This is a genomic window from Pseudomonas sp. 14P_8.1_Bac3, assembly GCF_025466085.1.
Taxonomy (GTDB): Bacteria; Pseudomonadota; Gammaproteobacteria; order Pseudomonadales; family Pseudomonadaceae; genus Aquipseudomonas.
This window is the reverse complement of the sequence record NZ_JANLOD010000041.1, coordinates 1-25,504: the sequence shown is the minus strand read 5'-3', so window position 1 is coordinate 25,504 and position 25,504 is coordinate 1. Positions and strand designations below refer to the sequence as shown.

The 25,504-nt window shown below is 61.7% G+C and carries 24 protein-coding genes and 1 pseudogene; 14 read left to right on the top strand and 11 right to left on the bottom strand.

The annotated features are described in order from the left end of the window. The first annotated feature begins 83 nt into the window (after positions 1-83). The 13 genes from hutH (NTD84_RS11520) to NTD84_RS11460 all read left to right on the top strand — a co-directional run bounded on the left by hutH (NTD84_RS11520) (position 84) and on the right by NTD84_RS11460 (position 16,712). Positions 84-1,607 (top strand): histidine ammonia-lyase, encoded by a 1,524-nt coding sequence (gene hutH / locus NTD84_RS11520; protein ID WP_262165338.1) that lies wholly within the window; start codon positions 84-86, stop codon positions 1,605-1,607. A gap of 118 nt (positions 1,608-1,725) precedes the next feature. Then, positions 1,726-3,258 (top strand): histidine ammonia-lyase, encoded by a 1,533-nt coding sequence (gene hutH, locus NTD84_RS11515; protein WP_262165336.1) that lies wholly within the window; start codon positions 1,726-1,728, stop codon positions 3,256-3,258. Between the two features lie 89 nt (positions 3,259-3,347). Beyond that, the gene (gene hutI / locus NTD84_RS11510; protein WP_262165334.1) at positions 3,348-4,553 is read left to right on the top strand and encodes an imidazolonepropionase; all 1,206 of its coding nucleotides are present in this window, start codon (positions 3,348-3,350) and stop codon (positions 4,551-4,553) included. A gap of 10 nt (positions 4,554-4,563) precedes the next feature. Then, positions 4,564-5,367, top strand: a complete 804-nt coding sequence (gene hutG, locus NTD84_RS11505) for an N-formylglutamate deformylase (protein ID WP_262165331.1) — start codon at positions 4,564-4,566, stop codon at positions 5,365-5,367. A gap of 256 nt (positions 5,368-5,623) precedes the next feature. Next, on the top strand, positions 5,624-6,571 hold the full coding sequence (locus NTD84_RS11500; protein ID WP_262165581.1) for a choline ABC transporter substrate-binding protein: 948 nt from the start codon (positions 5,624-5,626) through the stop codon (positions 6,569-6,571). A gap of 155 nt (positions 6,572-6,726) precedes the next feature. After that, positions 6,727-7,656 (top strand): alpha/beta hydrolase, encoded by a 930-nt coding sequence (locus NTD84_RS11495; protein ID WP_262165329.1) that lies wholly within the window; start codon positions 6,727-6,729, stop codon positions 7,654-7,656. A 104-nt stretch (positions 7,657-7,760) separates the two neighbouring features. Then, positions 7,761-8,732, top strand: a complete 972-nt coding sequence (gene pip / locus NTD84_RS11490; RefSeq protein WP_262165327.1) for a prolyl aminopeptidase — start codon at positions 7,761-7,763, stop codon at positions 8,730-8,732. Then, positions 8,729-9,166 carry a D-aminoacyl-tRNA deacylase gene (dtd, locus tag NTD84_RS11485; RefSeq protein WP_262165325.1) on the top strand — a complete coding sequence of 146 codons (438 nt, stop codon included), beginning with the start codon at positions 8,729-8,731 and terminating at the stop codon, positions 9,164-9,166. The genes pip and dtd overlap by 4 nt, the downstream gene beginning before the upstream one ends. 277 nt (positions 9,167-9,443) lie before the next feature. Then, entirely contained in the window at positions 9,444-11,258 is a 1,815-nt protein-coding gene (locus NTD84_RS11480) for a glucan biosynthesis protein G (protein WP_262165323.1), read from the top strand. After that, positions 11,251-13,821 (top strand): glucans biosynthesis glucosyltransferase MdoH, encoded by a 2,571-nt coding sequence (gene mdoH / locus NTD84_RS11475; RefSeq protein ID WP_262165321.1) that lies wholly within the window; start codon positions 11,251-11,253, stop codon positions 13,819-13,821. The genes NTD84_RS11480 and mdoH overlap by 8 nt, the downstream gene beginning before the upstream one ends. 276 nt (positions 13,822-14,097) lie before the next feature. Continuing rightward, positions 14,098-14,895, top strand: coding sequence for a transporter substrate-binding domain-containing protein (locus tag NTD84_RS11470; RefSeq protein ID WP_262165319.1), 798 nt, complete (start codon positions 14,098-14,100; stop codon positions 14,893-14,895). A 130-nt stretch (positions 14,896-15,025) separates the two neighbouring features. Continuing rightward, positions 15,026-15,985: an amino acid ABC transporter permease gene (locus NTD84_RS11465; RefSeq protein WP_262165317.1), complete on the top strand. Its 960-nt coding sequence runs from the start codon at positions 15,026-15,028 to the stop codon at positions 15,983-15,985. Then, positions 15,978-16,712, top strand: a complete 735-nt coding sequence (locus NTD84_RS11460) for an amino acid ABC transporter ATP-binding protein (RefSeq protein ID WP_262165315.1) — start codon at positions 15,978-15,980, stop codon at positions 16,710-16,712. Before NTD84_RS11465 ends, NTD84_RS11460 begins: the two co-directional genes overlap by 8 nt. Before the next feature lie 129 nt (positions 16,713-16,841). Here NTD84_RS11460 and NTD84_RS30035 read toward each other — a convergent pair whose 3' ends face one another. The 11 genes and pseudogenes from NTD84_RS30035 to ubiE all read right to left on the bottom strand — a co-directional run bounded on the left by NTD84_RS30035 (position 16,842) and on the right by ubiE (position 25,039). Then, positions 16,842-17,555 carry a methyl-accepting chemotaxis protein gene (locus tag NTD84_RS30035; RefSeq protein WP_410017344.1) on the bottom strand — a complete coding sequence of 238 codons (714 nt, stop codon included), beginning with the start codon at positions 17,553-17,555 and terminating at the stop codon, positions 16,842-16,844. Positions 17,556-17,699: 144 nt separating this feature from the next. Beyond that, positions 17,700-18,758 (bottom strand): annotated as a pseudogene (locus tag NTD84_RS30030) (methyl-accepting chemotaxis protein); the annotation flags it as partial. Between the two features lie 177 nt (positions 18,759-18,935). Then, the gene (locus NTD84_RS11450) at positions 18,936-19,643 is read right to left on the bottom strand and encodes a 16S rRNA (uracil(1498)-N(3))-methyltransferase (protein ID WP_262165312.1); all 708 of its coding nucleotides are present in this window, start codon (positions 19,641-19,643) and stop codon (positions 18,936-18,938) included. Further along, the gene (gene tatC / locus NTD84_RS11445) at positions 19,640-20,434 is read right to left on the bottom strand and encodes a twin-arginine translocase subunit TatC (RefSeq protein WP_410017343.1); all 795 of its coding nucleotides are present in this window, start codon (positions 20,432-20,434) and stop codon (positions 19,640-19,642) included. The genes NTD84_RS11450 and tatC overlap by 4 nt, the downstream gene beginning before the upstream one ends. Next, positions 20,431-20,892, bottom strand: a complete 462-nt coding sequence (gene tatB, locus NTD84_RS11440; protein ID WP_262165311.1) for a Sec-independent protein translocase protein TatB — start codon at positions 20,890-20,892, stop codon at positions 20,431-20,433. Before tatB ends, tatC begins: the two co-directional genes overlap by 4 nt. 10 nt (positions 20,893-20,902) lie before the next feature. After that, positions 20,903-21,181 carry a twin-arginine translocase TatA/TatE family subunit gene (locus NTD84_RS11435; RefSeq protein ID WP_262165309.1) on the bottom strand — a complete coding sequence of 93 codons (279 nt, stop codon included), beginning with the start codon at positions 21,179-21,181 and terminating at the stop codon, positions 20,903-20,905. A 56-nt stretch (positions 21,182-21,237) separates the two neighbouring features. Then, positions 21,238-21,570, bottom strand: coding sequence for a phosphoribosyl-ATP diphosphatase (locus tag NTD84_RS11430; protein WP_262165307.1), 333 nt, complete (start codon positions 21,568-21,570; stop codon positions 21,238-21,240). After that, positions 21,563-21,964: a phosphoribosyl-AMP cyclohydrolase gene (gene hisI / locus NTD84_RS11425; RefSeq protein WP_262165305.1), complete on the bottom strand. Its 402-nt coding sequence runs from the start codon at positions 21,962-21,964 to the stop codon at positions 21,563-21,565. The genes NTD84_RS11430 and hisI overlap by 8 nt, the downstream gene beginning before the upstream one ends. 80 nt (positions 21,965-22,044) lie before the next feature. Continuing rightward, positions 22,045-23,649, bottom strand: coding sequence for a ubiquinone biosynthesis regulatory protein kinase UbiB (ubiB, locus tag NTD84_RS11420; RefSeq protein WP_262165303.1), 1,605 nt, complete (start codon positions 23,647-23,649; stop codon positions 22,045-22,047). Continuing rightward, positions 23,646-24,269: an SCP2 domain-containing protein gene (locus NTD84_RS11415; RefSeq protein WP_262165301.1), complete on the bottom strand. Its 624-nt coding sequence runs from the start codon at positions 24,267-24,269 to the stop codon at positions 23,646-23,648. Before NTD84_RS11415 ends, ubiB begins: the two co-directional genes overlap by 4 nt. Beyond that, complete coding sequence (gene ubiE / locus NTD84_RS11410) at positions 24,269-25,039, bottom strand: bifunctional demethylmenaquinone methyltransferase/2-methoxy-6-polyprenyl-1,4-benzoquinol methylase UbiE (RefSeq protein WP_007989286.1); 771 nt, start codon at positions 25,037-25,039, stop codon at positions 24,269-24,271. Before ubiE ends, NTD84_RS11415 begins: the two co-directional genes overlap by 1 nt. 155 nt (positions 25,040-25,194) lie before the next feature. On the opposite strand from ubiE, the gene NTD84_RS11405 reads away from it, so the two are divergent. Then, complete coding sequence (locus tag NTD84_RS11405; protein WP_262165300.1) at positions 25,195-25,470, top strand: polyhydroxyalkanoic acid system family protein; 276 nt, start codon at positions 25,195-25,197, stop codon at positions 25,468-25,470. The last annotated feature ends 34 nt before the right edge of the window (positions 25,471-25,504 follow it).

The following is a 25,504-nucleotide window of genomic DNA, read 5'->3' as shown; positions in this document are numbered from 1 at the left end:
CCAAGAGCACTGTGGGAGCGGGCTTGCCCGCGAAGGCGTCGGCAAAGCTGCATCAATATTCAGATTGTACGGTTGAGGTTGAAATGTCCCAGGCTGAAAAAATCGTAATCGCCGACGCCAAATTGCGTTGGCAAGATGTGGTCGCGGTAGCTCGTCACGGCGCACAGCTGGAGCTGTCCGCCCAGGCCTGGGCACGGATCGAGAATGCCCAGGCGATCGTCCAGCGCATCGTCGCCAGCGGCGAACGCGCCTACGGCGTCAACACCGGCCTGGGCGCGCTGTGCAACGTCTCGCTGAAAGACGAACAACTCAGCCAGCTGTCGCGCAACACCTTGCTCAGTCACGCCTGTGGCGTTGGCCCTGTGCTGGCCAACGAGCAGACGCGCGCGATCATGTGCGCCGCCATCACCAACTTCAGCCAAGGCAAATCCGGCGTTCATCGCCAGGTGGTCGAAGCGCTGCTGGCGCTGCTCAATCGCGGCATCACCCCGCAAGTGCCGTCCCAGGGCTCGGTGGGCTACCTGACTCACATGGCGCACATCGGCATCTCGCTGCTCGGCGTCGGCAATGTCAGCTATCGCGGGCAGATCGTTTGCGCGCAGCAAGCCTTGGCCGAAGAAGGTCTGCAAACGGTTCAGCTCGGCGCCAAGGACGGTTTGTGCCTGGTCAACGGCACGCCGTGCATGACCGGCCTCAGTTGCCTGGCCATCGCCGATGCCACGCGCCTGTTGCAATGGGCCGATGTGATCGGCGCCATGAGCTTCGAGGCCCAGCGCGGCCAGATCGCGGCGTTCGATGCCGAGATCATCGCGCTCAAGCCACACCCGGGCATGCAGCAGGTTGGCAACAATCTGCGGGCGTTGCTCGATGACAGCGAAGTGATTGCGTCAAGCAAAGGCATTCGGACCCAGGACGCGCTGAGCCTCCGATCGATTCCGCAGGTCCACGGCGCGGCACGGGATCAACTGACCCACGCGATTCAACAGATCGAAACTGAACTCAACGGCTGCACCGATAACCCCTTGCTGCTGGGCACCCCAGACAATTTCCGCATCATGTCCCAGGCCAACCCGCACGGTCAGTCCGTGGCCCTGGCCGCGGATTTGCTGGCCATCGCCATGGCGGAAATCGGCTCCATCGCCGAGCGTCGTCTCGACCGCCTGATCAACCCGCACGTCAGCGGTTTGCCGGCGTTCCTGGTGGCCAATCCGGGGGTGAACTCCGGGATGATGATCGTGCAATACGTCGCCGCGTCGCTGTGTGCGGAAAACCGTCAACTGGCGCAACCGGCGGTACTCGACAACTATGTCACCTCCGGCCTGCAGGAAGATCACCTGAGCATGGGCACCAACGCCGCCCTGAAGCTGCACCGCGCGTTGGAAAACTGTACGCAGATTCTCGCAATCGAGTATCTGCTGGCGGCCCAGGCCTTCGAATTCCTCAAGGCCCAGCGCTTTGGCGCGGGCACCGATACGGCGTGGCGTCTGCTGCGCGAGCGAGTACCGGCCTATGATCAGGATCGCTGGCTGGCGCCGGACATCGCCGCGGCTGCCGCGGTGTTGAAGGACCCGAATGTGCTGCACAAGGCGTTACCGAACCTGAACTGATTTCCACATCAAACCAGCGTGCCAAGGCGCCAGCCCCCCAAAAGGCGGGAAGCGACGGACAACGGACATCTCCGGAGCGTCTGGTTAGTTAATAAATGCTCTCAAAAGGAGAATAAAAGTGACTGCGCTAAATTTGATTCCCGGCCAACTGACCCTGGCCCAACTGCGTGATATCTACCAGCAACCGGTCCGGATCACCCTCGACAACAGCGCTTCGGCGCAGATTGAGGCCAGCGTCGCCTGCGTGGAGCAGATCCTCGCCGAGAACCGCACCGCTTACGGCATCAACACCGGTTTCGGTCTGCTGGCCTCGACCCGCATCGCCAGCGAAGACCTGGAAAACCTGCAGCGCTCGCTGGTGCTGTCCCACGCCGCCGGCGTTGGCCAACCGATCAGTGACGCGCTGGTGCGTCTGGTCATGGTGCTCAAGGTCAACAGCTTGAGCCGGGGTTTCTCCGGTATCCGCCGCGTGGTCATCGACGCCTTGATCGCCCTGATCAACGCCGAGGTGTACCCGCACATTCCGTTGAAAGGGTCGGTCGGTGCCTCCGGTGACCTGGCGCCGTTGGCGCACATGTCGCTGGTGCTGCTCGGCGAAGGCAAGGCGCGCTACAAGGGCGAATGGCTTGAAGCCACTGATGCGCTGAAAGTTGCCGGCCTGACCCCGCTGACCCTGGCGGCGAAAGAAGGTCTGGCGCTGCTCAACGGTACGCAGGTGTCCACCGCTTACGCGTTGCGCGGCCTGTTCGAAGGCGAAGACCTGTTTGCCGGCGCCCTGGCCCTGGGCGCGTTGACGGTTGAAGCGGTCCTGGGTTCGCGCTCGCCGTTCGACCCACGCATCCATGCCGCACGCGGTCAGAAAGGCCAGATCGACGCCGCAACCGCCTACCGCGATTTGCTCGGTGAGCGCAGTGAAGTGTCCGACTCGCACCAGAACTGCGAAAAGGTTCAGGACCCGTACTCCCTGCGCTGCCAGCCGCAAGTCATGGGCGCCTGCCTGACACAGTTCCGTCAAGCCGCTGAAGTGCTTGCCGTCGAAGCCAACGCCGTGTCGGATAACCCGCTGGTGTTCGCCGCTGAAGGCGACGTGATTTCCGGGGGCAACTTCCACGCCGAACCAGTGGCGATGGCGGCCGACAACATGGCCCTGGCCATCGCGGAAATCGGCTCGCTGAGCGAACGCCGCATCTCGCTGATGATGGACAAGCACATGTCGCAACTGCCGCCGTTCCTGGTGGCCAATGGCGGCGTCAACTCCGGTTTCATGATTGCCCAAGTGACCGCTGCGGCCCTGGCCAGCGAAAACAAGGCGCTGTCCCATCCGCATTCGGTGGACAGCCTGCCGACCTCGGCGAACCAGGAAGACCACGTGTCCATGGCCCCGGCGGCCGGCAAGCGTCTGTGGGAAATGGCCGAGAACACCCGCGGGATTCTGGCGGTGGAATGGCTGGCGGCGGCCCAGGGTCTGGACTTGCGCGATGGTCTGAAGACCTCGCCGAAACTGGAAAAGGCGCGCGCCATCCTGCGTAACGAAGTGCCGTTCTACGAGAAGGACCGTTTCTTCGCGCCGGACATCAATGCCGCGAGCGAATTGCTGGCGACGCGGTGCCTGAATGATTTGGTCACTGCGAAGATTTTGCCGAGCCTGTGATGTACTCATCACCAGCAGGCTGGCTCCCACAAACCCTGTGGGAGCCAGCCCGCTGGCGATTCGATTTTGAATACTGTGGAGACTAAGGGATGAAAACCCTCTGGCAACACTGCCACGTCGCAACCATGGCGCAAGGCGTCTACTCGATCATCGAGGATGCAGCCATCGTGACGTCCGGTGCGCACATTGAGTGGGTCGGCCCCCGCGCTGAACTGCCGTCCGGCGAATACCCGGCGGTCAACGATTTGAACGGGGCCTGGGTGACACCGGGCCTGATCGACTGCCACACCCACAGCGTGTTCGGCGGTAACCGCAGCGGCGAGTTCGAGCAGCGCCTGCAAGGCGTCAGCTACGCGGACATCGCCGCGGCCGGTGGTGGTATCGCCAGCACCGTGCGTGCGACCCGCGCGGCGAGCGAAGACGAACTATTCGCCAGCGCTGCCAGGCGCCTGAAAAGCCTGATGCGCGATGGCGTCACCAGCATCGAAATCAAGTCCGGTTACGGCCTCGATCTGGCCAACGAACGCAAAATGCTCCGCGTGGCCCGTCGTCTCGGCGCCGAACTGCCCATCAGCGTGCGCAGTACCTGCCTCGCGGCCCACGCCCTGCCGCCGGAATACAAGGACCGCGCCGACGCCTACATCGATCACATCTGCGCGGACATGCTGCCAGCCCTGGCCGCCGAAGGGCTGGTGGACGCGGTGGATGCGTTTTGTGAGTACCTGGCGTTTTCGCCGGCGCAGGTCGAGCGTGTATTCGTCACTGCGCAACGACTCGGGCTGCCGGTGAAGCTGCATGCCGAGCAACTGTCGTCGTTGCACGGGTCGAGCCTGGCCGCGCGTTACCAGGCTCTGTCCGCCGATCACCTGGAATTCATGACCGAAGACGACGCCATCGCCATGGCCGCCTCCGGCACCGTCGCCGTGTTGCTGCCCGGCGCGTTCTACTTCCTGCGTGAAACCCAGTTGCCGCCGATGGACGCGCTGCGCAAGCACGGGGTGAAAATCGCCATCGCCAGCGACCTCAATCCCGGCACCTCGCCCGCGCTGTCGCTGCGCCTGATGCTGAACATGGCCTGCACCTGTTTCCGCATGACCCCGGAAGAGGCCTTGGCCGGCGCGACGATTCACGCCGCCACCGCGTTGGGCATGGCCGAGACCCATGGCTCGCTGGAAGTCGGCAAGGCCGCTGATTTCGTCGCCTGGCAAATCGATCGTCCCGCCGACCTGTCGTACTGGCTGGGCGGCGACCTGGAAAAACGCGTCGTGCGTCACGGCGTCGAAACGAGCGTGTAGGAGAGCAGTTGTGGATAAGGTTCTGAACTTCAAACAAGGCCGCGTGCCGCTGCTGATCAGCATGCCCCACGCCGGCGTGCGCCTGACCCCGGCGGTCGAATCCGGGTTGATCCCCGACGCGAAAAGCCTGCCGGACACCGACTGGCATATTCCAACGCTTTACCAATTCGCCAGCGAATTGGGCGCCAGCACCTTGGCCGCCGAGTATTCGCGGTTTGTCATCGACCTGAACCGGCCGTCCGACGACAAGCCGTTGTATGCCGGTGCAACGACGGGTCTATACCCGGCAACGCTGTTCGACGGCATTCCGTTGTTCCGTGAGGGTCTTGAGCCGTCCAAAGCAGAGCGCGCGACCTATCTGGAGCAGATCTGGACGCCGTACCACAGCACTCTGCAGCAGGAACTGGCCCGCCTGAAAGCCGAGTTCGGCTATGCATTGCTGTTCGACGCCCACTCGATTCGCTCGATCATTCCGCACCTGTTCGACGGCAAGCTGCCTGACTTCAACCTCGGCACCTTCAACGGCGCCAGCTGCGATCCGCAGTTGGCCTCGCAACTGGAAGCGATCTGCGCCCGCCACGGCGATTACAGCCATGTGCTGAACGGTCGCTTCAAGGGCGGCCACATCACCCGCCACTACGGCAACCCGGCGGAAAACATCCACGCCGTGCAGCTCGAGTTGGGCCAGTGCACCTACATGGAAGAATTCGAGCCATTCCGCTATCGGCCGGATCTGGCAGCGCCGACGCAGGTGGTGCTCAAGGAGTTGCTGCAAGGGCTGCTGGCCTGGGGCAAAAAACACTACAACGCATAATCCCTTGTGGGAGCGAGCCTGCTCGCGATAGCGATCTGTCTGCTACAGCTATTTGGACTGATCCACCGCCATCGCGAGCAGGCTCGCTCCCACAGTTAAACCTCATCGCCACATTGAACAGTCGCCACCGTGCAAATCCCGGTCGCCACAGTTCGCTTTTACCGCTCGTCTGCTGCGTAATGTTCTGCCCACGGTGCACAAAGACACCGGGCCCATAACAATCCGCTGCCGCACGAGAACGCTCTCTATGACAAGCATCAAAAGTTTGTTCACCCGCTGTCTCTCCATCCTCTGCGGCACCGCCCTTCTCAGCACCAGTGTGCTGGCCAGTGACGATGCTTCCTGCAAAGCCGTGCGCATGGGCGTGGTCAACTGGACCGATGTTATCGCCACCAGCGGCATGGCCGATGTGCTGCTAAACGGTCTGGGCTACGAAAGCAAACAAACCAGCGCCGTGCAGCAAATCATCTTTGCCGGCATTCGTGACAAGCGTCTCGACATCTTCCTCGGTTACTGGAAGCCGGCGATGGACAACAATATCGCCCCGTTCGTGGCGGCCAATCAGTTGAAGGTCATGGCCAAGCCGAGCCTGGCCGATGCTCAGGCCACCCTCGCGGTGCCTCAGTACGTCGCCGATGCCGGGCTGAAAACTTTCGCTGACATCGCCAAATTCAAAGACAAACTGGGCGGCAAGATCTACGGCATCGAGCCCGGTAGCGGGGCCAACACCACGATCAAGACCATGATCGAAACCAACCACTTCGGCCTCAAGGATTTCAAACTGATCGAATCCGGTGAGGCCGGCATGCTCGCTGCCGTTCAACGGGCGGTGAATCGCAAGGAGTTCGTGGTGTTCGTCGGTTGGACCCCGCACCCGATGAACATCAACATGAAGATCACCTACCTGACCGGCAGCGACGATGTCTACGGGCCGAACGAAGGGGCGGCCACGGTCTCGACCGTGACGTCGCCGGACTACGCTGAACGTTGCCCGAACGTGAACCGCTTGTTGGAGAACCTGACCTTCACCGCCGCTCAGGAAAGCCAGCTGATGGTGCCGATCATGGAGCGCAAGACGCCGCAGGACGTGGCCCGGCAATGGCTGCGTGATCACCCGGAAGATCTTCAGCGCTGGCTGGCCGGTGTCAGCAGTCTTGATGGCAGGGATGGTGTCACTGCCGTTCAGGCCAGCCTGAAGAACTAGCCGTATCACCGACCCTTGTGGGAGCGGGCTTGCTCGCGAAAGCGTTGTGTCAGGCACCATTGAAGTTGGCTGACATACCGCCTTCGCGAGCAAGCCCGCTTCCACAGGTTCAGGCGGCACATTCACAAATCCTTGAACGGACTGACAGCAGGCATATGGCTCCTTATCCGCTATCCGCGCAGATGACGGCTTTCGTCGAGAAAACCATCAGCTTCAACAGCACCGAAAGCAGCCTCGCCGGTATGCGCCAGGCTTACAGCACGATGTGCCTGGCGTTCACCCCGCCACGTCCCGCTGGGCTGTACGTGGTTGATTTTGAATTGGCCGGCGTGCCGCTGCGGTCTTATCAGCCCACGTCGACAGCATCGGCAGAAGGAGATCCGTGCGTGGTGTACCTGCATGGCGGCGGCTGGGTGGTGGGGGATCTGGATTCCCACGACTTCATCTGCGCTGAACTGGCGTCGACGCTCGGCGTGCTGGTGATTGCGGTCGATTACCGACTGGCGCCGGAGCATCCGTTTCCGGCCGGGTTTGACGATTGCCTGGCGGTCTGGCGCGCGTTGCGCACCGGTCCCTTCCAGCTCGATCCCGAGCGAACCGTGGTGGCTGGCGACAGCGCCGGTGGCAATCTCGCCGCCGCCATGTGCCTGGCCTTGCGCGATGCCGGCGAGCCGCTGCCGGCGGCGCAGGTCCTGATCTACCCGGGGCTCGGCGGCGATCATCGCCTGCCGTCGCGCAGCGAGTGCGTCGACGCACCGTTGCTCAGCAGCAGCGATGTCGACTGCTATCACGCCTTGTACCTGCGCGGCACGTCCCAGCCGGGCGCCTATGCGATGCCGTTGCTCGCCGGGGATTTCAGCGGCCTGCCACCGGCGCTGATCGCCGTGGCGCAGTTCGACCCGCTGCGTGACGACGGTGTGTGCTACGCCGAGCAACTGAAGGCTGCAGGCGTCGCCGTGACACTTTATGGCGGCGAGGGACTGGTCCACGGCTGTTTGCGCGGGCGGGGCCAGGTGGCCGAGGTCGACGCGCTGTATGAAACGCTGCTTGGCTATCTGGCAAAAAAAATGGCGGCAAAACTCTGACTCAGCCAGGGCATGCTCATTGACGTAATTCGGGTTTATGATGCCGGACGGCAGAATTTCAGAAGTCCCCCCAGGGATGACCTCGACCCCTTACGGAGCGCGCAATGCAGACTTTGTACCCGCAGATCAAACCCTACGCCCGGCACGATCTGGCTGTCGATGAAACCCACACCCTGTATGTCGACGAAAGCGGTTCACCGGAAGGGTTGCCGGTGGTGTTCATCCACGGCGGTCCCGGCGCCGGGTGTGATGCACAAAGTCGTTGTTTCTTTGATCCGAACCTCTATCGCATCGTCACCTTCGACCAGCGCGGTTGCGGTCGCTCCACTCCCCACGCCAGCCTGGAAAACAACACCACTTGGGACCTGGTCGCCGACCTCGAGCGGATTCGTCAGCACCTGGGCATCGACAAATGGGTGTTGTTCGGCGGTTCGTGGGGCTCGACCCTGGCGCTGGCGTATGCACAGACCCACCCCGAGCGTGTGCACGGCCTGATCGTGCGCGGGATTTTTCTCTGCCGCCCGCAGGAAATCGAGTGGTTCTACCAGGCCGGTGCCAGCCGTCTGTTCCCCGATTACTGGCAGGACTACATCGCGCCGATCCCGCTGGACGAGCGCGACGACTTGCTCAGCGCTTTCCACAAACGTCTGACCGGCAACGATCAGATCGCCCAGATGCACGCGGCCAAGGCCTGGTCTACCTGGGAAGGCCGGACCGCGACCCTGCGGCCGAATCCGCTGGTGGTCGATCGCTTTTCCGAGCCGCAGCGCGCGTTGTCCATTGCCCGCATCGAATGCCATTACTTCACCAACAACGCGTTTCTCGAACCGAACCAGTTGATCCGCGACATGGGCAAGATCGCTCATCTGCCCGGCGTGATCGTCCACGGTCGCTACGACGTGATCTGCCCGCTGGACAACGCCTGGGAATTGCACCAGAACTGGCCGAACAGCGAACTGCAGGTGATCCGCGATGCGGGGCATGCCGCTTCCGAACCGGGTATCACCGATGCATTGGTGCGCGCCGCCGATCAGATGGCCCGGCGCTTGCTCGACCTGGCGCCAGAAGAAGCATGAAGGGCCTGTTGCAACGGGTGCGTGGCGCTCGTGTCGAGGTCGCCGGGGAAGTGGTGGGCGCCGTTGATCAGGGTTTGCTGGTGCTGGTCGCGGTAGAGCCGGAGGATACTCGGGCGAGTGCCGACAAACTTCTGCATAAGCTGCTTAACTATCGTGTGTTCAGTGATGCCGAGGGCAAGATGAATCTGTCCCTGGCCGATGTCGGTGGCGGGTTGCTGCTGGTCTCTCAGTTCACCCTGGCCGCCGACACCCGAAGCGGGTTGCGCCCGGGGTTTTCGACGGCCGCAACTCCGGCGCTGGGCGAGGAGCTTTTCGACTATCTATTAGAGAAAGCGAAACAGGTGCATGGCACTGTGGCATCAGGTAGATTCGGCGCGGATATGCAGGTGCACCTGGTCAATGATGGCCCGGTCACCTTCCTGTTACAGACATGAAAGCGCTTGAAACAACTTTTTAAGGGCTTTTCGACTGAAAACAGGCGTTTTCCGCGAGAAATACTTTGTTGCGCCTGATGCGTTGTAACGCGGCCTGCTAGATAATCGCGCGCTACGGGGATCAGCGTTCGTTGGTCCATTTTTGACTTAGGTAGAGACTTGTCCTGGACCTGTTGGGGAATCATTTAGCCCCATGGGAGTCGGAACAATGCTCGCCAACCTGGCATATAGATAGCTGGCCGTTGGTTTTTTGATCTGTTTTCGGCGAGGGTTGCTCGTGATTGTTAGTCCCTGTATTGCACCAAAATTGTCTGCCAAACGGTTACGAAGCGCTCTGGTAGCGGGCTCGGCTCTGCTTTGCCTGCTCAGCGCCGGCCAGCTTTGGGCATTCAGTCTGGATGATGTGTCAGCCAAGGCAAAAGAGCTGGCCGGGCAGAAATACGAAGCCCCGCGCAGTAACCTGCCGAACGAATTCCGCGAGATGAAGTTCGCGGACTATCAGAAAATTCGTTTCCGCACCGAAAAAGCCGAGTGGGCCGATCAGAAAACCCCATTCAAGCTGTCGTTCTATCACCAGGGCATGCACTTCGATACGCCGGTGAAAATCAACGAAATCACAGCCAACACCGTCGAAGAGATCAAATACGACCCAAGTCGTTTCGATTTCGGCGATGTCAAGTTCGATCCTAAAGCCACTGAGCAGCTGGGTTATGCCGGCTTCCGTGTGCTGTACCCGATCAACAAGGCCGACAAGCAAGATGAGATCATGACCATGCTCGGCGCGAGTTACTTCCGCGTTGTCGGCAAGGGTCACACCTATGGCTTGTCCGCTCGTGGCATGGCCATCGACACCGCGTTGCCGTCCGGCGAAGAATTCCCGCGGTTCACCGAGTTCTGGATTGAACAGCCGAAACCGGGTGACAAGCACCTGGTGATCTTCGCCCTGCTGGATTCGCCACGCGCCACCGGTGCCTATCGCCTGACCCTGCGTCCGGGCAGCGACACCGTGGTCGACGTCAAGGCCCAGATGTACCTGCGTGACAAAGTCACCAAGCTTGGCGTTGCGCCGCTGACCAGCATGTTCCTGTTCGGCGCGAACCAGCCGTCGAAAGTGCTGAATTACCGTCGCGAACTGCATGACTCTAGCGGTCTGTCGATCCATGCCGGCAACGGCGAGTGGATCTGGCGTCCGCTGAACAACCCGAAACACCTGGCGGTGAGCAACTTCTCCATCGAAAACCCGCGCGGCTTCGGCTTGCTGCAACGTGGCCGCGACTTCAGCCACTACGAAGACCTCGACGACCGCTATGACAAGCGTCCAAGTGCCTGGATCGAGCCTAAAGGCGATTGGGGCAAGGGTTCCGTCGACCTGGTCGAGATTCCGACCGCCGACGAAACCAACGACAACATTGTTGCGTTCTGGAGCCCGGAGAAACTGCCGGAGCCTGGCCAGCCGCTGGACGTCAATTACCGCATGCACTGGACCATCGACGAAGCCGCGATCCATGCGCCTGACAGCGCTTGGGTCAAGCAGACCCTGCGCTCCACTGGTGACGTGAAGCAGTCCAACCTGATCCGTCAGCCGGACGGCAGCGTGGCTTACCTGGTGGACTTCGAAGGTCCGTCCCTGGCCGCGTTGGCGCCGGACACCGATGTGCGCAGCCAGGTCAGCGTCGGCGACAACGCCGAGCTGGTCGAGAACAGCGTGCGCTACAACCCGGAAACCAAAGGCTGGCGCCTGACCTTGCGGATGAAGATCAAGGATCCGGGCAAGTCCACCGAGATGCGTGCTGCCCTGGTACAGAACATCGTGCCGGCCGACCTCGCCAAGACTTCGATTCCAGCGTCCAACTCCTCCGTCGCCAAGGCCGACAAGGTTGCCGCCAAGCAACAGGAGAAAGAGGATAAGGAAGCGAAACAAGCGGACGCCAAGCAGGCTGACGCCAAGCCTGCGACGGATGCCAAGGACAAGGACAACAAAGACGCCAAGCAGCCCGCCGCTGCGAACGCGGCCCCAGCCACACCGGAACCGGCCTCGACTGAAGAAGTCCTGACCGAGACCTGGAGCTATCAGTTGCCTGCCGATGAGTAATTCTTCAGTACAGCCAGAGACCCTTGCCGAGTATCTGGCGCATTTACCGATGACCGACGAGCAGCGCGCGGAACTCGCGGGCTGCCAGTCCTTCAGCGAACTGCACCAGCGTCTGTCGTCTTCGACGTTCGACGCACCGACCGAGGCCGCCCAGGCCTCGGTGGGCCGGCGTTTGACCCTGAACACCGCCGAAGAGCTGGAAGAAGCGGAAATGCTGGCGCTCGACGCCAGCGGTCGGGTCTGCCTCAAGGCCACCCCGCCGATCCGTCGGACCAAAGTGGTTCCGGAGCCGTGGCGCACCAACATCCTGGTGCGCGGCTGGCGCCGCCTGACCGGCCGTACCAATCCGCCGGCCCCGCCGAAAGATGAGCGCGTGCTTCCGGCTGCCCGCTGGCGCACCGTCGGTTCGATCCGTCGCTACATTCTGCTGGTGCTGATGCTCGGCCAGACCATCGTCGCCGGCTGGTACATGAAAGGCATCATGCCGTACCAGGGCTGGTCGTTCGTCGACCTCAACGAAGTCCTGCATCAACCGCTGATGCAGACCGCCACGCAGGTGCTGCCGTATGCGCTGCAAACCAGCATCCTGATTCTGTTCGGGATTCTGTTCTGCTGGGTGTCTGCGGGTTTCTGGACCGCGTTGATGGGCTTTCTCGAATTGCTCACCGGCCACGACAAATACCGCATTTCCGGTAAAAGTGCCGGCAACGAGCCGATCGCCAAGGATGCGCGTACCGCACTGGTGATGCCGATCTGCAACGAAGACGTACCTCGGGTGTTTGCCGGTTTGCGTGCGACCTTCGAGTCAGTGGCGGCCACGGGCGACCTCGATCGCTTCGACTTTTTCGTTCTCAGCGACAGTAACGAGGCCGACATCTGCGTCGCCGAACAACAGGCCTGGCTGGACGTCTGCCGCGAAGCCAAGGGCTTCGGCAAGATCTTCTATCGCCGCCGTCGCCGTCGGGTCAAACGCAAGAGCGGCAACCTCGACGACTTCTGCCGTCGTTGGGGCGGTGACTACAAATACATGGTCGTGCTCGACGCCGACTCCGTGATGAGCGGTGAGTGCCTGACCAGTCTGGTGCGACTCATGGAAGCCACGCCGGACGCCGGGATTATCCAGACCGCGCCGCGCGCTTCCGGCATGGACACGCTGTACGCGCGCATGCAGCAGTTCGCGACCCGTGTGTATGGCCCGCTGTTCACCGCCGGCCTGCACTTCTGGCAGTTGGGCGAATCCCACTACTGGGGCCACAACGCGATCATCCGCATGAAGCCGTTCATCGAGCATTGCGCCCTGGCGCCGTTGCCGGGAAAGGGCGCGTTCGCCGGTGCGATCCTGTCCCACGACTTCGTCGAAGCGGCGCTGATGCGGCGTGCTGGCTGGGGCGTGTGGATTGCCTACGACTTGCCGGGCAGCTACGAAGAACTGCCGCCGAACCTGCTGGACGAACTCAAGCGTGACCGTCGCTGGTGCCACGGTAACCTGATGAACTTCCGCCTGTTCCTGGTCAAGGGCATGCACCCGGTGCACCGTGCGGTGTTCCTGACCGGCGTGATGTCTTACCTGTCGGCGCCACTGTGGTTTTTCTTCCTGGTGCTGTCGACGGCGCTGCTGGCGGTCAACACGCTGATGGAGCCGCAGTATTTCCTTGAACCGCGCCAGCTCTATCCGCTGTGGCCGCAATGGCACCCGGACAAGGCCATCGCGCTGTTCTCGACCACCATCGTGCTGCTGTTCCTGCCGAAGTTGTTGAGCATCATCCTGATCTGGGCCAAGGGCGCGAAAGAGTTCGGCGGCAAGTTCAAGGTGACCCTGTCGATGCTGCTGGAGATGCTGTTCTCCATGCTGCTGGCGCCGGTGCGGATGATTTTCCACACCCGTTTCGTCCTCGCCGCGTTCCTCGGCTGGGCGGCGACCTGGAACTCCCCGCAACGTGACGACGACTCCACGCCATGGAGCGAAGCGGTCAAGCGTCACGGTCCGCAAACCTTGCTGGGCTTCCTCTGGGCGTTGTTGGTGATCTGGCTGAACCCGAGCTTTCTCTGGTGGCTGGTGCCGATCGTCGGCTCGTTGATGCTGTCGATTCCGGTGTCGGTGATCTCGAGCCGTGTGGGCCTGGGCCTCAAGTCCCGTGACGAAAGCCTGTTCCTCATCCCAGAGGAATACAATCCGCCCCAGGCGTTGCAGGACACCGACAAGTACACCCATGAAAACCGTTATCACGCGCTGAAAGACGGCTTCGTTCGCTCCGTGGTTGATCCCCAGCAGAACGCCCTGGCGTGTTCGCTGGCGACTTCGCGTCACCGCGAAGCCGAGCCAATCGAATGGCTGCGGATCGAACGGGTTCGCCACGCGTTGAAGGTCGGGCCGGATGGTCTTACAAACAACGAGCGTGTGCAGCTGCTGAGCGACCCGGTGGCACTGGCGCGCCTGCACGAGCAGGTGTGGAGCGAAGGTCACCCCGAGTGGCTGGCCGCTTGGCGCAAATCGGTGAACGCCGATCCCCATGCACCGCTGCTGCCGCTCAAGCCGTTGAGCGCACAGCCGCAGTTGGCCTGATAGAAACCCTGTAGGCGCGAGCTCGCTCGCGATGGACTCAAGAGCGCCGTGTTTACTCAGAAAACACGCGTAATTGTTAAAGACCATCGCGAGCCAGCTCGCTCCCACAATAGGCTGAAGCAATAAATCCCGCCTGAACCCTTGTGCAAACGAGCGAGTGCGTTAGGATCCGTCCCCGAATGAGTGCGCCCGGACCGTTTGAGTCCGTATCTATCGGTTTTCATTGGAAAATCGTCGATTTCGCGCCGCAAATGCAATGGGTTTGGGGACATGAAGATGAAAAAGTATCTCTCGATGCTGCTGGTCGGCGTCACGGCATGGGCGGCAGTCAGCACGGCGCAGGCCGGTGCCATCGATGACGCGGTCAAGCGCGGCACGCTGAAAGTCGGCATGGACCCGACCTACATGCCGTTCGAGATGACCAACAAGCGCGGCGAGATCATCGGCTTTGAAGTCGATATCCTCAAAGCCATGGCCAAGGCCATGGGCGTCAAGCTGGAGCTGGTGTCCACCGGCTACGACGGCATCATCCCGGCCCTGCTCACCGACAAGTTCGACATGATCGGCAGTGGCATGACCCTGACTCAGGAACGCAACCTGCGCCTGAACTTCAGCGAACCGTTCATCGTGGTCGGTCAGACGTTGCTGATCCGCAAGGACCTCGAGGGCACCATCAAGTCCTACAAAGACTTGAACACCGCCGACTACCGCATCACCTCCAAACTCGGCACCACCGGTGAGATGGTCGCCAAGAAGCTGATCGCCAAAGCCAAGTACCACGGCTACGACAACGAGCAGGAAGCCGTGCTCGACGTGGTCAACGGCAAGGCCGACGCCTTCATCTACGACGCGCCTTACAACGTCGTGGCGGTGAACAAGGTCGGCAACGGCAAACTGGTGTTTCTCGACAAGCCGTTCACCTACGAGCCACTGGCCTTTGGTCTGAAGAAGGGTGACTACGACAGCCTCAACTTCATCAACAATTTCCTGCACCAGATCCACAAAGACGGCACTTACGATCGGATTCATGACAAGTGGTTCAAGGACACTGCCTGGCTGAAGGACATGGAGTAAGGCCCGGTCGATAGACCGCGTCGCGCCCAATTCGCCAGCGGGCTGGCTCCCACAAAGAAATGCATTCCCTGTGGGAGCCAGCCTGCTGGCGATGAGGGCCTCCAAGGCAACTCGAATTCCGGAACACTCAATGAAACAGAAAAAAGCCCAATGGCCCTGGCACGTGCTCACCGTGCTGGTGCTGATCGGCCTGGCCGGCGCGTTGTATTACGCCACCTCGCTGATGTCCTACGAATGGCGCTGGAACCGTGTGCCGCAGTATTTTGCTTATCACGCCGAAGAGTCCCAGCGCGCTGCTGACATCTCCACCGTCAGCGAACTGGTACGCAAAGGCGACAAGGCAGAAGTCACCCTGCGCAACGATGCCGGTGACGAGCAGCACCTGACCGTCGACGACAACAGCCTGCAAGTAGCCCAGGGCGATGACGTGGCCGAAGGCGACGTGATCGGCGTGACCCGCCATTGGGCGGCCGGACCGCTGATGTGGGGCCTGTGGACCACCTTGTGGCTGTCCGTGGTGTCGGGCGTGCTCGGGCTGTTGATCGGCCTGGCCACCGGCCTGTGCCGCTTGTCCGGCAACCCGACCCTGCGTGACCTGTCGGCGATCTACGTCGAACTGGTGCGCGGTACTCCGCTGCTGGTGCAGATTTTTATTTTCTACTTCTTCATCGGCACCGTGATGAACCTGTCCCGGGAGTTCGCCGGGATCGCCGCGCTGTCGCTGTTCACCGGCGCCTATGTCGCGGAAATCATTCGCTCCGGCGTGCAATCGATCGCCCGTGGCCAGAACGAAGCCGCGCGCTCCCTGGGTTTGAGCGCGGGCCAGTCGATGCGCCACGTGGTGCTGCCGCAAGCGCTGAAGCGTGTCCTGCCGCCGCTCGCCGGGCAATTCATCAGTCTGGTCAAGGACACCTCGCTGGTGTCGGTGATCGCCATTACCGAACTGCTGAAAAGTGGTCGCGAGGTCATCACGACCTCGTTCTCGCCCTTCGAAATCCTGTTCTGCGTGGCCGGTCTGTATTTGTTGATCAACCTGCCGCTGTCGAAAATCGCCAGCCGGCTTGAGCGGAGGCTCGCGCAAAGTGATTGAAGTCCGCGATCTGGTAAAAGTCTTCGACACCCGCGGCCAGGTGGTTCGCGCCGTGGACAACGTATCGACCCGCGTGGCCAAAGGCGAAGTGCTGGTCGTGATCGGCCCGTCCGGTTCCGGCAAGTCGACCTTTCTGCGTTGCCTCAATGGCCTGGAAGCATTCGACTCGGGCTCGGTGAGCATCGACGGCCTGCAACTGGCTGACCCGAAGACCGACGTGAATGCCTACCGCCGCGAAGTCGGCATGGTGTTCCAGCATTTCAACCTGTTCCCGCACATGACCGTGCTGGAAAACCTGTGCCTCGCCCAGAAAGTCGTGCGCAAGCGGGGCAAGCAGGAGCGTGAAGCCAAGGCGCTGGCGCTGCTGGAAAAGGTCGGCATCGCGCAGAAGGCCAACGAGTTCCCGTCACGCCTGTCTGGCGGTCAGCAGCAGCGGGTGGCGATTGCCCGTGCATTGGCGATGGAACCTAAGGTGATGCTGTTCGATGAGCCGACCTCGGCGCTGGACCCGGAAATGGTCGGCGAAGTGCTGGACGTCATGAAAGCCCTGGCCGTGGAGGGCATGACCATGGTCTGCGTCACCCACGAGATGGGCTTTGCCCGGGAAGTGGCGGATCGGGTGCTGTTCTTCGATCACGGCAAGTTGTTGGAAGACGCCTCGCCGGCCGAGTTTTTCGATGCACCGAAGGATCCAAGGGCCCAGGCCTTCTTGCGTCAGGTCCTATAGCTTTTTCGACTGTAGGACCGTCTTCGCGGGCAAGCCCGCTCCCACAGGCGTACACGGTCAACTGTGGGAGCGGGCTTGCTCGCGAAGAAATCACCCCGGTCTCAAATGAGCCGGGTTCTGTGCATCACCTCAAACCTTGAACCTGCCCACCAGCATCTGCAAATGCGTCCCCAGCCGCGCCAGCTCAACGCTGGACGCCGCGGTCTCTTCGCTGGCAGCCGAAGTCTGCTCCGATACATCGCGCACGTTGAGTACGCTACGGTTGATCTCCTCGGCCACCGCACTTTGCTGTTCGGCCGCGGCGGCGATCTGCTGGTTCATCGACTGGATTGCCGACACCGTACGGGTGATGCTCTCCAGCGAACCACCGGCGCGGCGAGTCAGTTCGACGCTGCTGTCGGTGAGGCTGCGGCTGTTGTCCATGATGGTCGCGACTTGTTGGGTGCCGCTTTGCAGGCCAACGATCAGCTCCTCGATTTCTTCCGTGGATTTCTGCGTACGCTGGGCCAGGCTGCGCACTTCGTCGGCGACCACCGCGAAGCCACGTCCGGCTTCCCCGGCACGGGCGGCTTCAATCGCGGCGTTGAGCGCCAGCAGGTTGGTTTGCTGGGCGACGGATTTGATCACGTCGAGCACGCTGCCGATCTTGTCGCTTTCGCGCTTGAGATGACCCATCGCTTCGGTGGAGCTGCCGACTTCCAGCGCCAGGCGCTCGATCTGGGCGATGGCTTCACTGACCACCTTGTCGCCTTCACGGGCCTGCTGATCGGCGGCAACCGCGGCTTCAGAAGCTTCTTCGGCGTTGCGCGCAACTTCCTGCACGGTGGCGGTCATTTCGTTCATCGCGGTCGCGACCTGGTCGGTCTCGACTTTCTGGCTGTTGACCCCGGCACTGGTCTGCTCGGTGACGGCGGACAGTTCTTCGGCGGCGCTGGCAATTTGCGTGACGCCGTCGCTGATGCCGCCGATCAACTCGCGCAGGCCCAGGGTCATGCTCTGCATGGCGCGCTGCAGCTGACCGAGTTCGTCCTGGCGCTCGGAAACCAGATTGTGGGTCAGGTCACCGGCGGCAATGCGCTCGGCCACTTTCAGCGTCTGGCTCAGCGGAATGACGATCTGCCGGGTGATGGCCCACGCGGCGAAGAGGCCAAAGACCAGGGCGAGGGCGGTGGCCAGCAGCAGCATGTTCTTGGCGTGCGCTGCGTCTGTATCACGCACCACGGTTTGCGAAACGGTGAGCTTTTTGCTGACGTCGAGCAGGATCTCGCCTTGAGTAGCCATGCGTGTCAGCGCCGCAGCGGTGGCCACCTGTGAGTCGCGGAACTGGCTGACCGCCGCCCGATAGGCTTTGAGGGCTTCGCTGGCCTGTTGCAGATTGGCCGTGTATTGCGCCGGCAGTTTCGACGGCAGGCTGTCGAGGCTGCTCAAGGCATTGGCAATGGCGTCCAGCGCCGGTTGTTCGGCGTCGGCCTTGCCGCTGTAGGTGTAGCCGCGCACTTGATAGCGGGCTTGTTGCAGCAGTTTGCTGACTTCAACGACGCTGTTGAAATCGGCGACGCTGTCACCTTGCAGCAGGGCTTTTTCGACTTCCGCCACCCGCGCGACGGCGTTATCGGCGTTGGCGCCGAGCTTGCTGCGAGCGTCTTCGCGGGTGACCCCGGCCTGGGCCATCGCGGCGAAGGCTTGCTTGTATTCGCTGACGGCGGCCAGTTGCTGGTCGACCATGGCCGCATCGGCAGGCTGCTCGATCAACGTGCGCGCGGTTTTCAACCCGGTATCGAGTTGGCCGAGCAGATCATTGACCGCGCCCGGGCCTTGTTCGCCACGGCGCATTTCGTAATCCAGGCGGGCCAGGCGCAAGTCCTTGGTCAAATCATTGAGGCTGGCAATGAACCCGAGCTTGTCGCCGCGACTCATCACGTCACCCAGGCCGTTCCAGGCGGTGACGGTGATCAACAACGTCAACAACAGCACCAGACCGAAACCGACCCCCAGTTTGCGATTGACGCTGACGTTCCCCAGTTTCTCGGCTAGCCATCGGTACATGCTGCAACTCCCACGGACCACAAGTTGGTTTTATGGGAGCTGTATCGGCCGGGGCGGTGGAACCTGTAGGAGCGAGCTTGCTCGCGATGGACGTTAACGATGACCGGTGTTGCCTGGGTGAACGCGGTGCTCTTGCGTTGTTCGCGAGCAAGCTCGTTCCTGCAGGTCGCCCGCGCGTTAGAACAGGCGCGCGAGGAGTGCGGTAACGGCAGTCTCGACGCGCAGGATGCGCTCGCCCAACTGCACCGGTTGCAGGCCCGATTTGGCCAGCAAGTCGACTTCGTAAGGAATCCAGCCGCCTTCCGGGCCGATGGCCAGCGTGACCGGTTCATCGAGGCCGCGGGGGCAGGGCGGGTAATGGCCGGGGTGGCCGACCAGGCCGAGGGTGCCTTCGCTGATCGCGGGCAAACGATCTTCGACGAACGGCTTGAAGCGCTTTTCGATCACTACTTCCGGCAACACGCTATCCCGCGCCTGCTCAAGCCCGAGGATCAATTGCTCGCGAATGGCCTCGGGTTCGAGGAAGGGTGTCTGCCAGAAGCTCTTCTCGACGCGATAGCTGTTCACCAGCACGATGCGCGGCACACCCATGGCCGCCACGGTCTGAAACACCCTGCGCAGCATTTTGGGGCGTGGCAGGGCCACTATCAGGGTCAGCGGCAGCTTGGCTGGCGGCGACTGGTCGAGGGTGACGCGCAGTTCGGCTTCAGCGGCATCCAGGCGCAGCACTTCGGCCGAACCCATCAGCCCACCGATGCGCCCCACGCGCATGTTGTCACCCACTTCACAGCGGTGGACTTCCTGCATGTGCGTCAACCGGCGATCGCGCAGGATCACCCGATCGGCCGCAATGAAGTCGGCCTCTTCGAGGAGCAGCAGGTTCACACTTGGGTCGCTGGCGGCTGGTCGTTGTGGTCATCGACCGGCTGATCGTCCGGGTGATCGCCGCGCTTGCTGATCAAGCCGCCGAACAACACGCCGATTTCGAACAGCAGCCACATCGGCACAGCCAGCAGCGTCTGCGAGAAGATGTCCGGTGGCGTCAGGATCATGCCGACCACGAAGCACCCGATGACCACGTACGGGCGGATTTTCTTCAGGTATTTGACGTCGACCACGCCGATCCATACCAGCAGCACCACGGCCACCGGAATTTCGAATGCCACGCCAAAGGCGAAGAACAGTGTCATGACGAAATCGAGGTAACTGGTGATGTCAGTCATCATTTCCACGCCGGCGGGGGTGGCCGCGGCGAAGAATTTGAAGATCAGCGGGAACACCAGGTAATAGGCGAACGCCATGCCGGTGTAGAACAGCAGGATGCTGGACATCAGCAACGGCACCGCGATGCGCTTCTCATGCTTGTACAGGCCCGGCGCGATGAAGCCCCAGATCTGGTGCAGGATCACCGGGATCGCGAGGAACAGCGAGACCATCATGGTCAGCTTCAACGGCGTCAGGAATGGCGACGACACGTCGGTGGCGATCATCGTCGCGCCGGCGGGCAAGTAAGCGCGCAGCGGCGTGGAGACGAAGGTGTAGATCTGCTGGGTGAAGGCGAACAACCCGGCGAAGATGATGAAGATCGCCGCTACACAGCGCAGCAGGCGGGTGCGCAACTCGGTGAGGTGCGAAACCAGCGGCATGTGCTGGTCGTTTTCTGGGAGATCGCTCATGGGGCTCGCGGCGGCAATGGAGTGTCGTGAGGAGCCGGCGTGGTCGGCGCGGCGGCAGGAGCAGCGGGTTCGGCGCTGGTTTCGAGCGGGGCCGCTTCGACAGCTTTCACTGGCTCTGTCGGCGCAGCGGCGGGCGTGACTTCTGCCGTCGGCGCATGAATCGTCTGCTCCGCCACCGGCTCGACGGGCTGAACCGGCGTGGCTTCCTGCTGAGTCGGCGTGAAGATTTTCCGCGCCTCCTGTTCCAGCGACAGAATGTGCTCGTTGTGCAGTTGCCGACGGATCTCGTCAGCACCGATTTCACGCTCAACTTCCTGTTTGATTGCGTTGAAGCTGCGCTTCAGGCGTCCGACCCACAGGCCAGCGGTGCGCGCAGCACCCGGCAGACGCTCGGGGCCCAGCACCAGCAGGGCCACGAGGCCAACGAGCAACAGTTCAGAGAAGCTGATACCAAACATTAGTCAGTGCTCACACGTCTTTGCGGATCGGCTCTTCGACTTTTTGCGCCTGCACGTCGATGGTGTGCGGCGGGTTCACGTTCTGTGTGGTCTGCGGCTGAACCGGCGGCACCGGTTGGGCCGGGGTCACTGTCGGATCGGCCGGCTTCTCGTCATCGTTCATGGCTTTGCGGAAGCCCTTGATCGATTCGCCGACGTCAGTGCCGAGGTTTTTCAGTTTCTTGGTGCCGAACACCAGAACGACAACAACCAGGATGACGATCCAGTGTTTCCAGTCAAAAATGCCCATGTTGCTGGTCCTCTCTAGTAATTGTTCAGGAGTAATTGTTCTGGCCTGATAGTTGTTCAGGCGGACGGGCGCGAGGCTTTCTCGGCGTGTCCGGACAGACCGAAACGACGGTCCAGTTCATCGAGTACAGCCTGTGGATGCTGTCCCAGTTGGGCGAGCATGACCAGGCTGTGGAACCACAGGTCGGCGGTCTCGTAGATCACATCGCTGCAGTCGCCGCTGATGGCGGCGTCCTTGGCGGCAATGATGGTTTCGACCGACTCTTCGCCGACTTTCTCCAGAATCTTGTTCAGGCCCTTGTGGTACAGGCTGGCGACATACGAGCTGTCGGCCGCGGCGCCTTTGCGCTCTTCGAGCACCTCGGCCAGACGGGTCAGGGTGTCACTCATGAGTATGTCCTGCAGAATAGATGGCGTGCGGGTCTTTGAGAACCGGGTCGACGGTTGTCCAGTCGCCGTTCTTGTAGACACGGTAGAAGCAGCTCTGGCGACCGGTATGGCAGGCGATATCGCCGACCTGCTCGACCATCAGGATGATCACGTCGGCGTCGCAGTCCAGGCGCATCTCATGCAGCGTCTGCACGTGGCCGGACTCTTCGCCTTTACGCCACAGCTTGCCACGGGAACGCGACCAGTAAATGGCGCGGTTCTCGGCGGCGGTCAGCTCCAGCGCTTCACGGTTCATCCAGGCCATCATCAGGACGCGCCCGGTCTTGTGATCCTGGGCAATCGCCGGCACCAGGCCGTCAGCGTCCCACTTGATCTCGTCCAGCCAGTTTTTCATCTTCGACTCCGACAACGGGTTCCACACTTCATGAGTAGAACCCAGCGTTGAAACAGTGTGCCAGTGCGCGACAGAACTGGCTATCGGCGAACGACCAGATACAAGCCGACGGCCATCATGATTCCGGCCGGCCAGTAGGCCAGCTCATTCAGCGGCCCGCCCATGGCCAGGACTGCGCCGCCGGCCAGGTGAGCGGTGCCAAGCAGGCGCAGAAACCAGTCGTCCCGGCGCCGATGCCACGGTGGCGGCGGGTCGTAAGCGTGGGGCTGGGACATGCGTTCGAGCAGATCGCGGGCCATGTTGGCCAGGTGCGGCAGTTGTTCGAACTGGCTCTGCACGTTGCCGAGCAAGGCTTTGGGGCTGACACGCTCGCGCATCCAGCGCTCGAGGAACGGCTGCGCGGTGTTCCACAAGTCGAGGTCGGGGTACAACTGCCGACCCAGGCCTTCGATGTTCAACAGGGTTTTTTGCAGCAGGACCAGTTGCGGCTGCACTTCCATGTTGAAGCGTCGCGCGGTCTGGAACAGGCGCATCAGCACCTGGCCAAATGAAATATCTTTTAACGGTTTTTCGAAGATCGGCTCGCACACGGTACGAATCGCTGCTTCGAATTCATTGAGTTTGGTTTCTGCCGGCACCCAGCCCGAATCGATGTGCAACTGCGCCACGCGCCGGTAATCGCGCTTGAAGAAGGCGAACAGGTTGCGCGCCAGATAGTCCTGGTCTTCCGGGGTCAGGCTGCCGACGATGCCGCAGTCGATCGCGATGTATTGCGGACTCCACGGGTTAACGGTGCTGACGAAGATGTTGCCGGGGTGCATGTCGGCGTGGAAAAAACTGTCGCGGAACACCTGGGTGAAGAAGATTTCCACCCCGCGCTCGGCGAGCATTTTCATGTCGGTACGCTGATCGGCGAGGGTCGCCAGGTCGGTGACCTGAATCCCGTAGATACGCTCCATCACCAGCACTTTCGGTCGACACCAGTCCCAGTAGACTTGCGGCACGTACAGCAGCGGCGAGCCTTCGAAGTTGCGTCGCAACTGGCTGGCGTTGGCCGCCTCGCGCAACAGGTCGAGCTCGTCGTAGATGGTTTTTTCGTAATCGCTGACCACGTCTACCGGGTGCAGCAGGCGAGCGTCGGCGGAAAGTTTTTCCGCCGCGCGGGCGAGGATGAACAACCACGCCAGGTCCTGCGCAATGATCGGCTTCAGGCCCGGGCGGATGACTTTGACGACGACTTCTTCACCGGTTTTCAACTGCGCCGCGTGCACCTGCGCGACCGAGGCCGAGGCCAGCGGTTCGACGTCGAAGCGGCTGAACACTTCACTGATTTTCTTGCCGAGCTGTTCTTCGATCAGCTTGACCGATACTTGCGAATCGAACGGCGGCACGCGGTCCTGCAACTTCATCAGCTCGTCGGCGATGTCTTCGGGCAGCAGGTCGCGACGGGTGGACAGGATCTGTCCGAACTTGATGAAGATCGGCCCCAGGTCCTGCAACGCCAGGCGCAATCGGGCGCCACGGCTGAGGTCCAGGGTCTTGCGCGGGAACCAGCGCCACGGCAACGCATAGCGCAGCGCCAGCAGAAACCAGGGCAATGGCAGGGCGAACAGCAGGTCATCGAGGCGGTAGCGAATCACAACGCGCTGGATGCGCAACAAACGGCGGACGGCAAGCAGCTTCATGCGTTATCGCTTGGGTCGAGGGATCGGGAAAGGCGCTCGAAACGCGCCTCGAGACGTTCCAGATCGAGTTTGATCTGGTCCAGTTCACTGAAACGGGCTTCGGCTTCGCGCTGACCGACAAGGGTGCGCGATTCTTCTGCCAGGTACTCGCCGAGGTTCTGTCCGAGGCTGGCGAACCCTTGCTGATACCAGCGTGCGCGGCTGCGCAGGTGACCGCCGACCAGTTGCGTGGCGACCGGGCCTAACCAGCGTGAGAGTTCGTACTCCCAGTCCAGCTCAAGGTCCTGAAGGATCGCCGCCAGCTCCAGCAGCACGCCGCTGTCACCGTCGAGTTCGACTTCGGGGCCGTGCAGGACCGCGGTCTTGTCCTTGCTCAGCGCCAGTTTCAACAGGCTTGAGGCCGGCGCGCGCAACGTGCAGTCGGCGCCGGTTTCCCACTGGGACGCGAGCATCAGGCCTTCGTCGCTGGGCAGAATGAACAGTTGCAGGGCCGGGCTGCGGCAGTCGACGGCAATCACCCTGCCGCTCAAATGCGCCAGCCGCGGCAGTGCCGTGCTGTCGAGACGCAGCACCCGGTTCAGTCCGAGTTCAACGCTGGCGAGCAGCCCGGTCAGCAACATCAGGGCTTGATGCCGCGGTGCAGGGCGACGATGCCCGCGGTCATGTTGTGATAGGTCACGCGGTCGAAACCGGCCTCGACCATCATCGACTTCAGGGTTTCCTGATTCGGGTGCATGCGGATCGACTCGGCCAGGTAGCGATAGCTTTCCGAGTCGTTGGTGATCAGCTTGCCCATCAGCGGCATGAAGGCGAACGAATACGCGTCGTAGGCCTTCGACATCAGCGCGTTGGTTGGCTTGGAGAATTCCAGCACCAGCAAACGGCCGCCGGGCTTGAGTACGCGCAGCATGGAACGCAGGGCGTCTTCTTTATGCGTGACATTGCGCAGGCCGAACGCGATGGTCACACAGTCGAAATGGTTGTCCGGGAACGGTAGCTTTTCTGCGTCGGCCTGAACGAACTCGACGTTGCCGGCCACACCCAGGTCCAGCAGGCGGTCACGACCGACCTTGAGCATCGATTCGTTGATGTCCGCCAGCACGACCTGGCCGGTAGGGCCGACGAGGTGGGAGAATTTCCTGGTCAGGTCGCCGGTGCCACCCGCGATGTCCAGCACCCGATTGCCGGTACGCACGCCCGACAGTTCGATCGCGAAACGCTTCCACAGACGGTGCATGCCGCCCGACAGGAGGTCGTTCATCAAGTCGTACTTGGCGGCTACCGAGTGGAAAACCTCAGCGACTTTTTCCGCTTTTTGGCTTTCCGGGACGTTTTTGAAACCGAAGTGAGTGGTGGGTTCGGCATCGCTGCCTTTGCGCTGATCAGTCATATCGCTGTCACCAGAAGAGAATGCGGGACATTCTAATCCCGGTGGCCTGCTTTGTCTTGGCAAGGCTGAAGGTAAGATAGGCAATCACCGGGACGTTTTGCCGCAACGGCGGTCAAGATGCTTCAGGACCGTATCCATAAAGCAGGAGTCATTCGATGGCCCGAATCAGTGTTGAACGTGCCCACAGCCTGGGCAAGGAAGCGGCCCGCGAGAAGGCGGACAAGCTGGCGCAGAAGTTGTCCGATCAATATGGACTGGAGCCGCAGTGGTCCGGCGACACCCTGAACCTCAAGCGTTCGGGTGTGAAAGGCGCCGTGCATGTCGCCGACGATTCGATCCGGGTCGAAGTGGAGTTGGGCCTGATGATGTCGGCCATGAGCGGCATGATCAAATCGGAAATCGAAAAGGCGCTCGATAAAGCGCTGGCCTGATTCAAACTTGATGTGGAATGCAATCAGTGTGGGA

Coding starts and splice junctions, on each gene's coding strand:
- hutH (WP_262165338.1), top strand. CDS start 84: ATGTCCCAGGCTGAAAAAATCGTAATCGCCGACGCCAAATTGCGTTGG.
- hutI (WP_262165334.1), top strand. CDS start 3,348: ATGAAAACCCTCTGGCAACACTGCCACGTCGCAACCATGGCGCAAGGC.
- NTD84_RS11495 (WP_262165329.1), top strand. CDS start 6,727: ATGGCTCCTTATCCGCTATCCGCGCAGATGACGGCTTTCGTCGAGAAA.
- pip (WP_262165327.1), top strand. CDS start 7,761: ATGCAGACTTTGTACCCGCAGATCAAACCCTACGCCCGGCACGATCTG.
- dtd (WP_262165325.1), top strand. CDS start 8,729: ATGAAGGGCCTGTTGCAACGGGTGCGTGGCGCTCGTGTCGAGGTCGCC.
- mdoH (WP_262165321.1), top strand. CDS start 11,251: ATGAGTAATTCTTCAGTACAGCCAGAGACCCTTGCCGAGTATCTGGCG.
- NTD84_RS11470 (WP_262165319.1), top strand. CDS start 14,098: ATGAAAAAGTATCTCTCGATGCTGCTGGTCGGCGTCACGGCATGGGCG.
- NTD84_RS11465 (WP_262165317.1), top strand. CDS start 15,026: ATGAAACAGAAAAAAGCCCAATGGCCCTGGCACGTGCTCACCGTGCTG.
- NTD84_RS30035 (WP_410017344.1), bottom strand. CDS start 17,555: ATGAACGAAATGACCGCCACCGTGCAGGAAGTTGCGCGCAACGCCGAA.
- tatC (WP_410017343.1), bottom strand. CDS start 20,434: ATGAGCGATCTCCCAGAAAACGACCAGCACATGCCGCTGGTTTCGCAC.
- tatB (WP_262165311.1), bottom strand. CDS start 20,892: ATGTTTGGTATCAGCTTCTCTGAACTGTTGCTCGTTGGCCTCGTGGCC.
- NTD84_RS11435 (WP_262165309.1), bottom strand. CDS start 21,181: ATGGGCATTTTTGACTGGAAACACTGGATCGTCATCCTGGTTGTTGTC.
- NTD84_RS11430 (WP_262165307.1), bottom strand. CDS start 21,570: ATGAGTGACACCCTGACCCGTCTGGCCGAGGTGCTCGAAGAGCGCAAA.
- hisI (WP_262165305.1), bottom strand. CDS start 21,964: ATGAAAAACTGGCTGGACGAGATCAAGTGGGACGCTGACGGCCTGGTG.
- ubiB (WP_262165303.1), bottom strand. CDS start 23,649: ATGAAGCTGCTTGCCGTCCGCCGTTTGTTGCGCATCCAGCGCGTTGTG.
- NTD84_RS11415 (WP_262165301.1), bottom strand. CDS start 24,269: ATGTTGCTGACCGGGCTGCTCGCCAGCGTTGAACTCGGACTGAACCGG.
- ubiE (WP_007989286.1), bottom strand. CDS start 25,039: ATGACTGATCAGCGCAAAGGCAGCGATGCCGAACCCACCACTCACTTC.
- NTD84_RS11405 (WP_262165300.1), top strand. CDS start 25,195: ATGGCCCGAATCAGTGTTGAACGTGCCCACAGCCTGGGCAAGGAAGCG.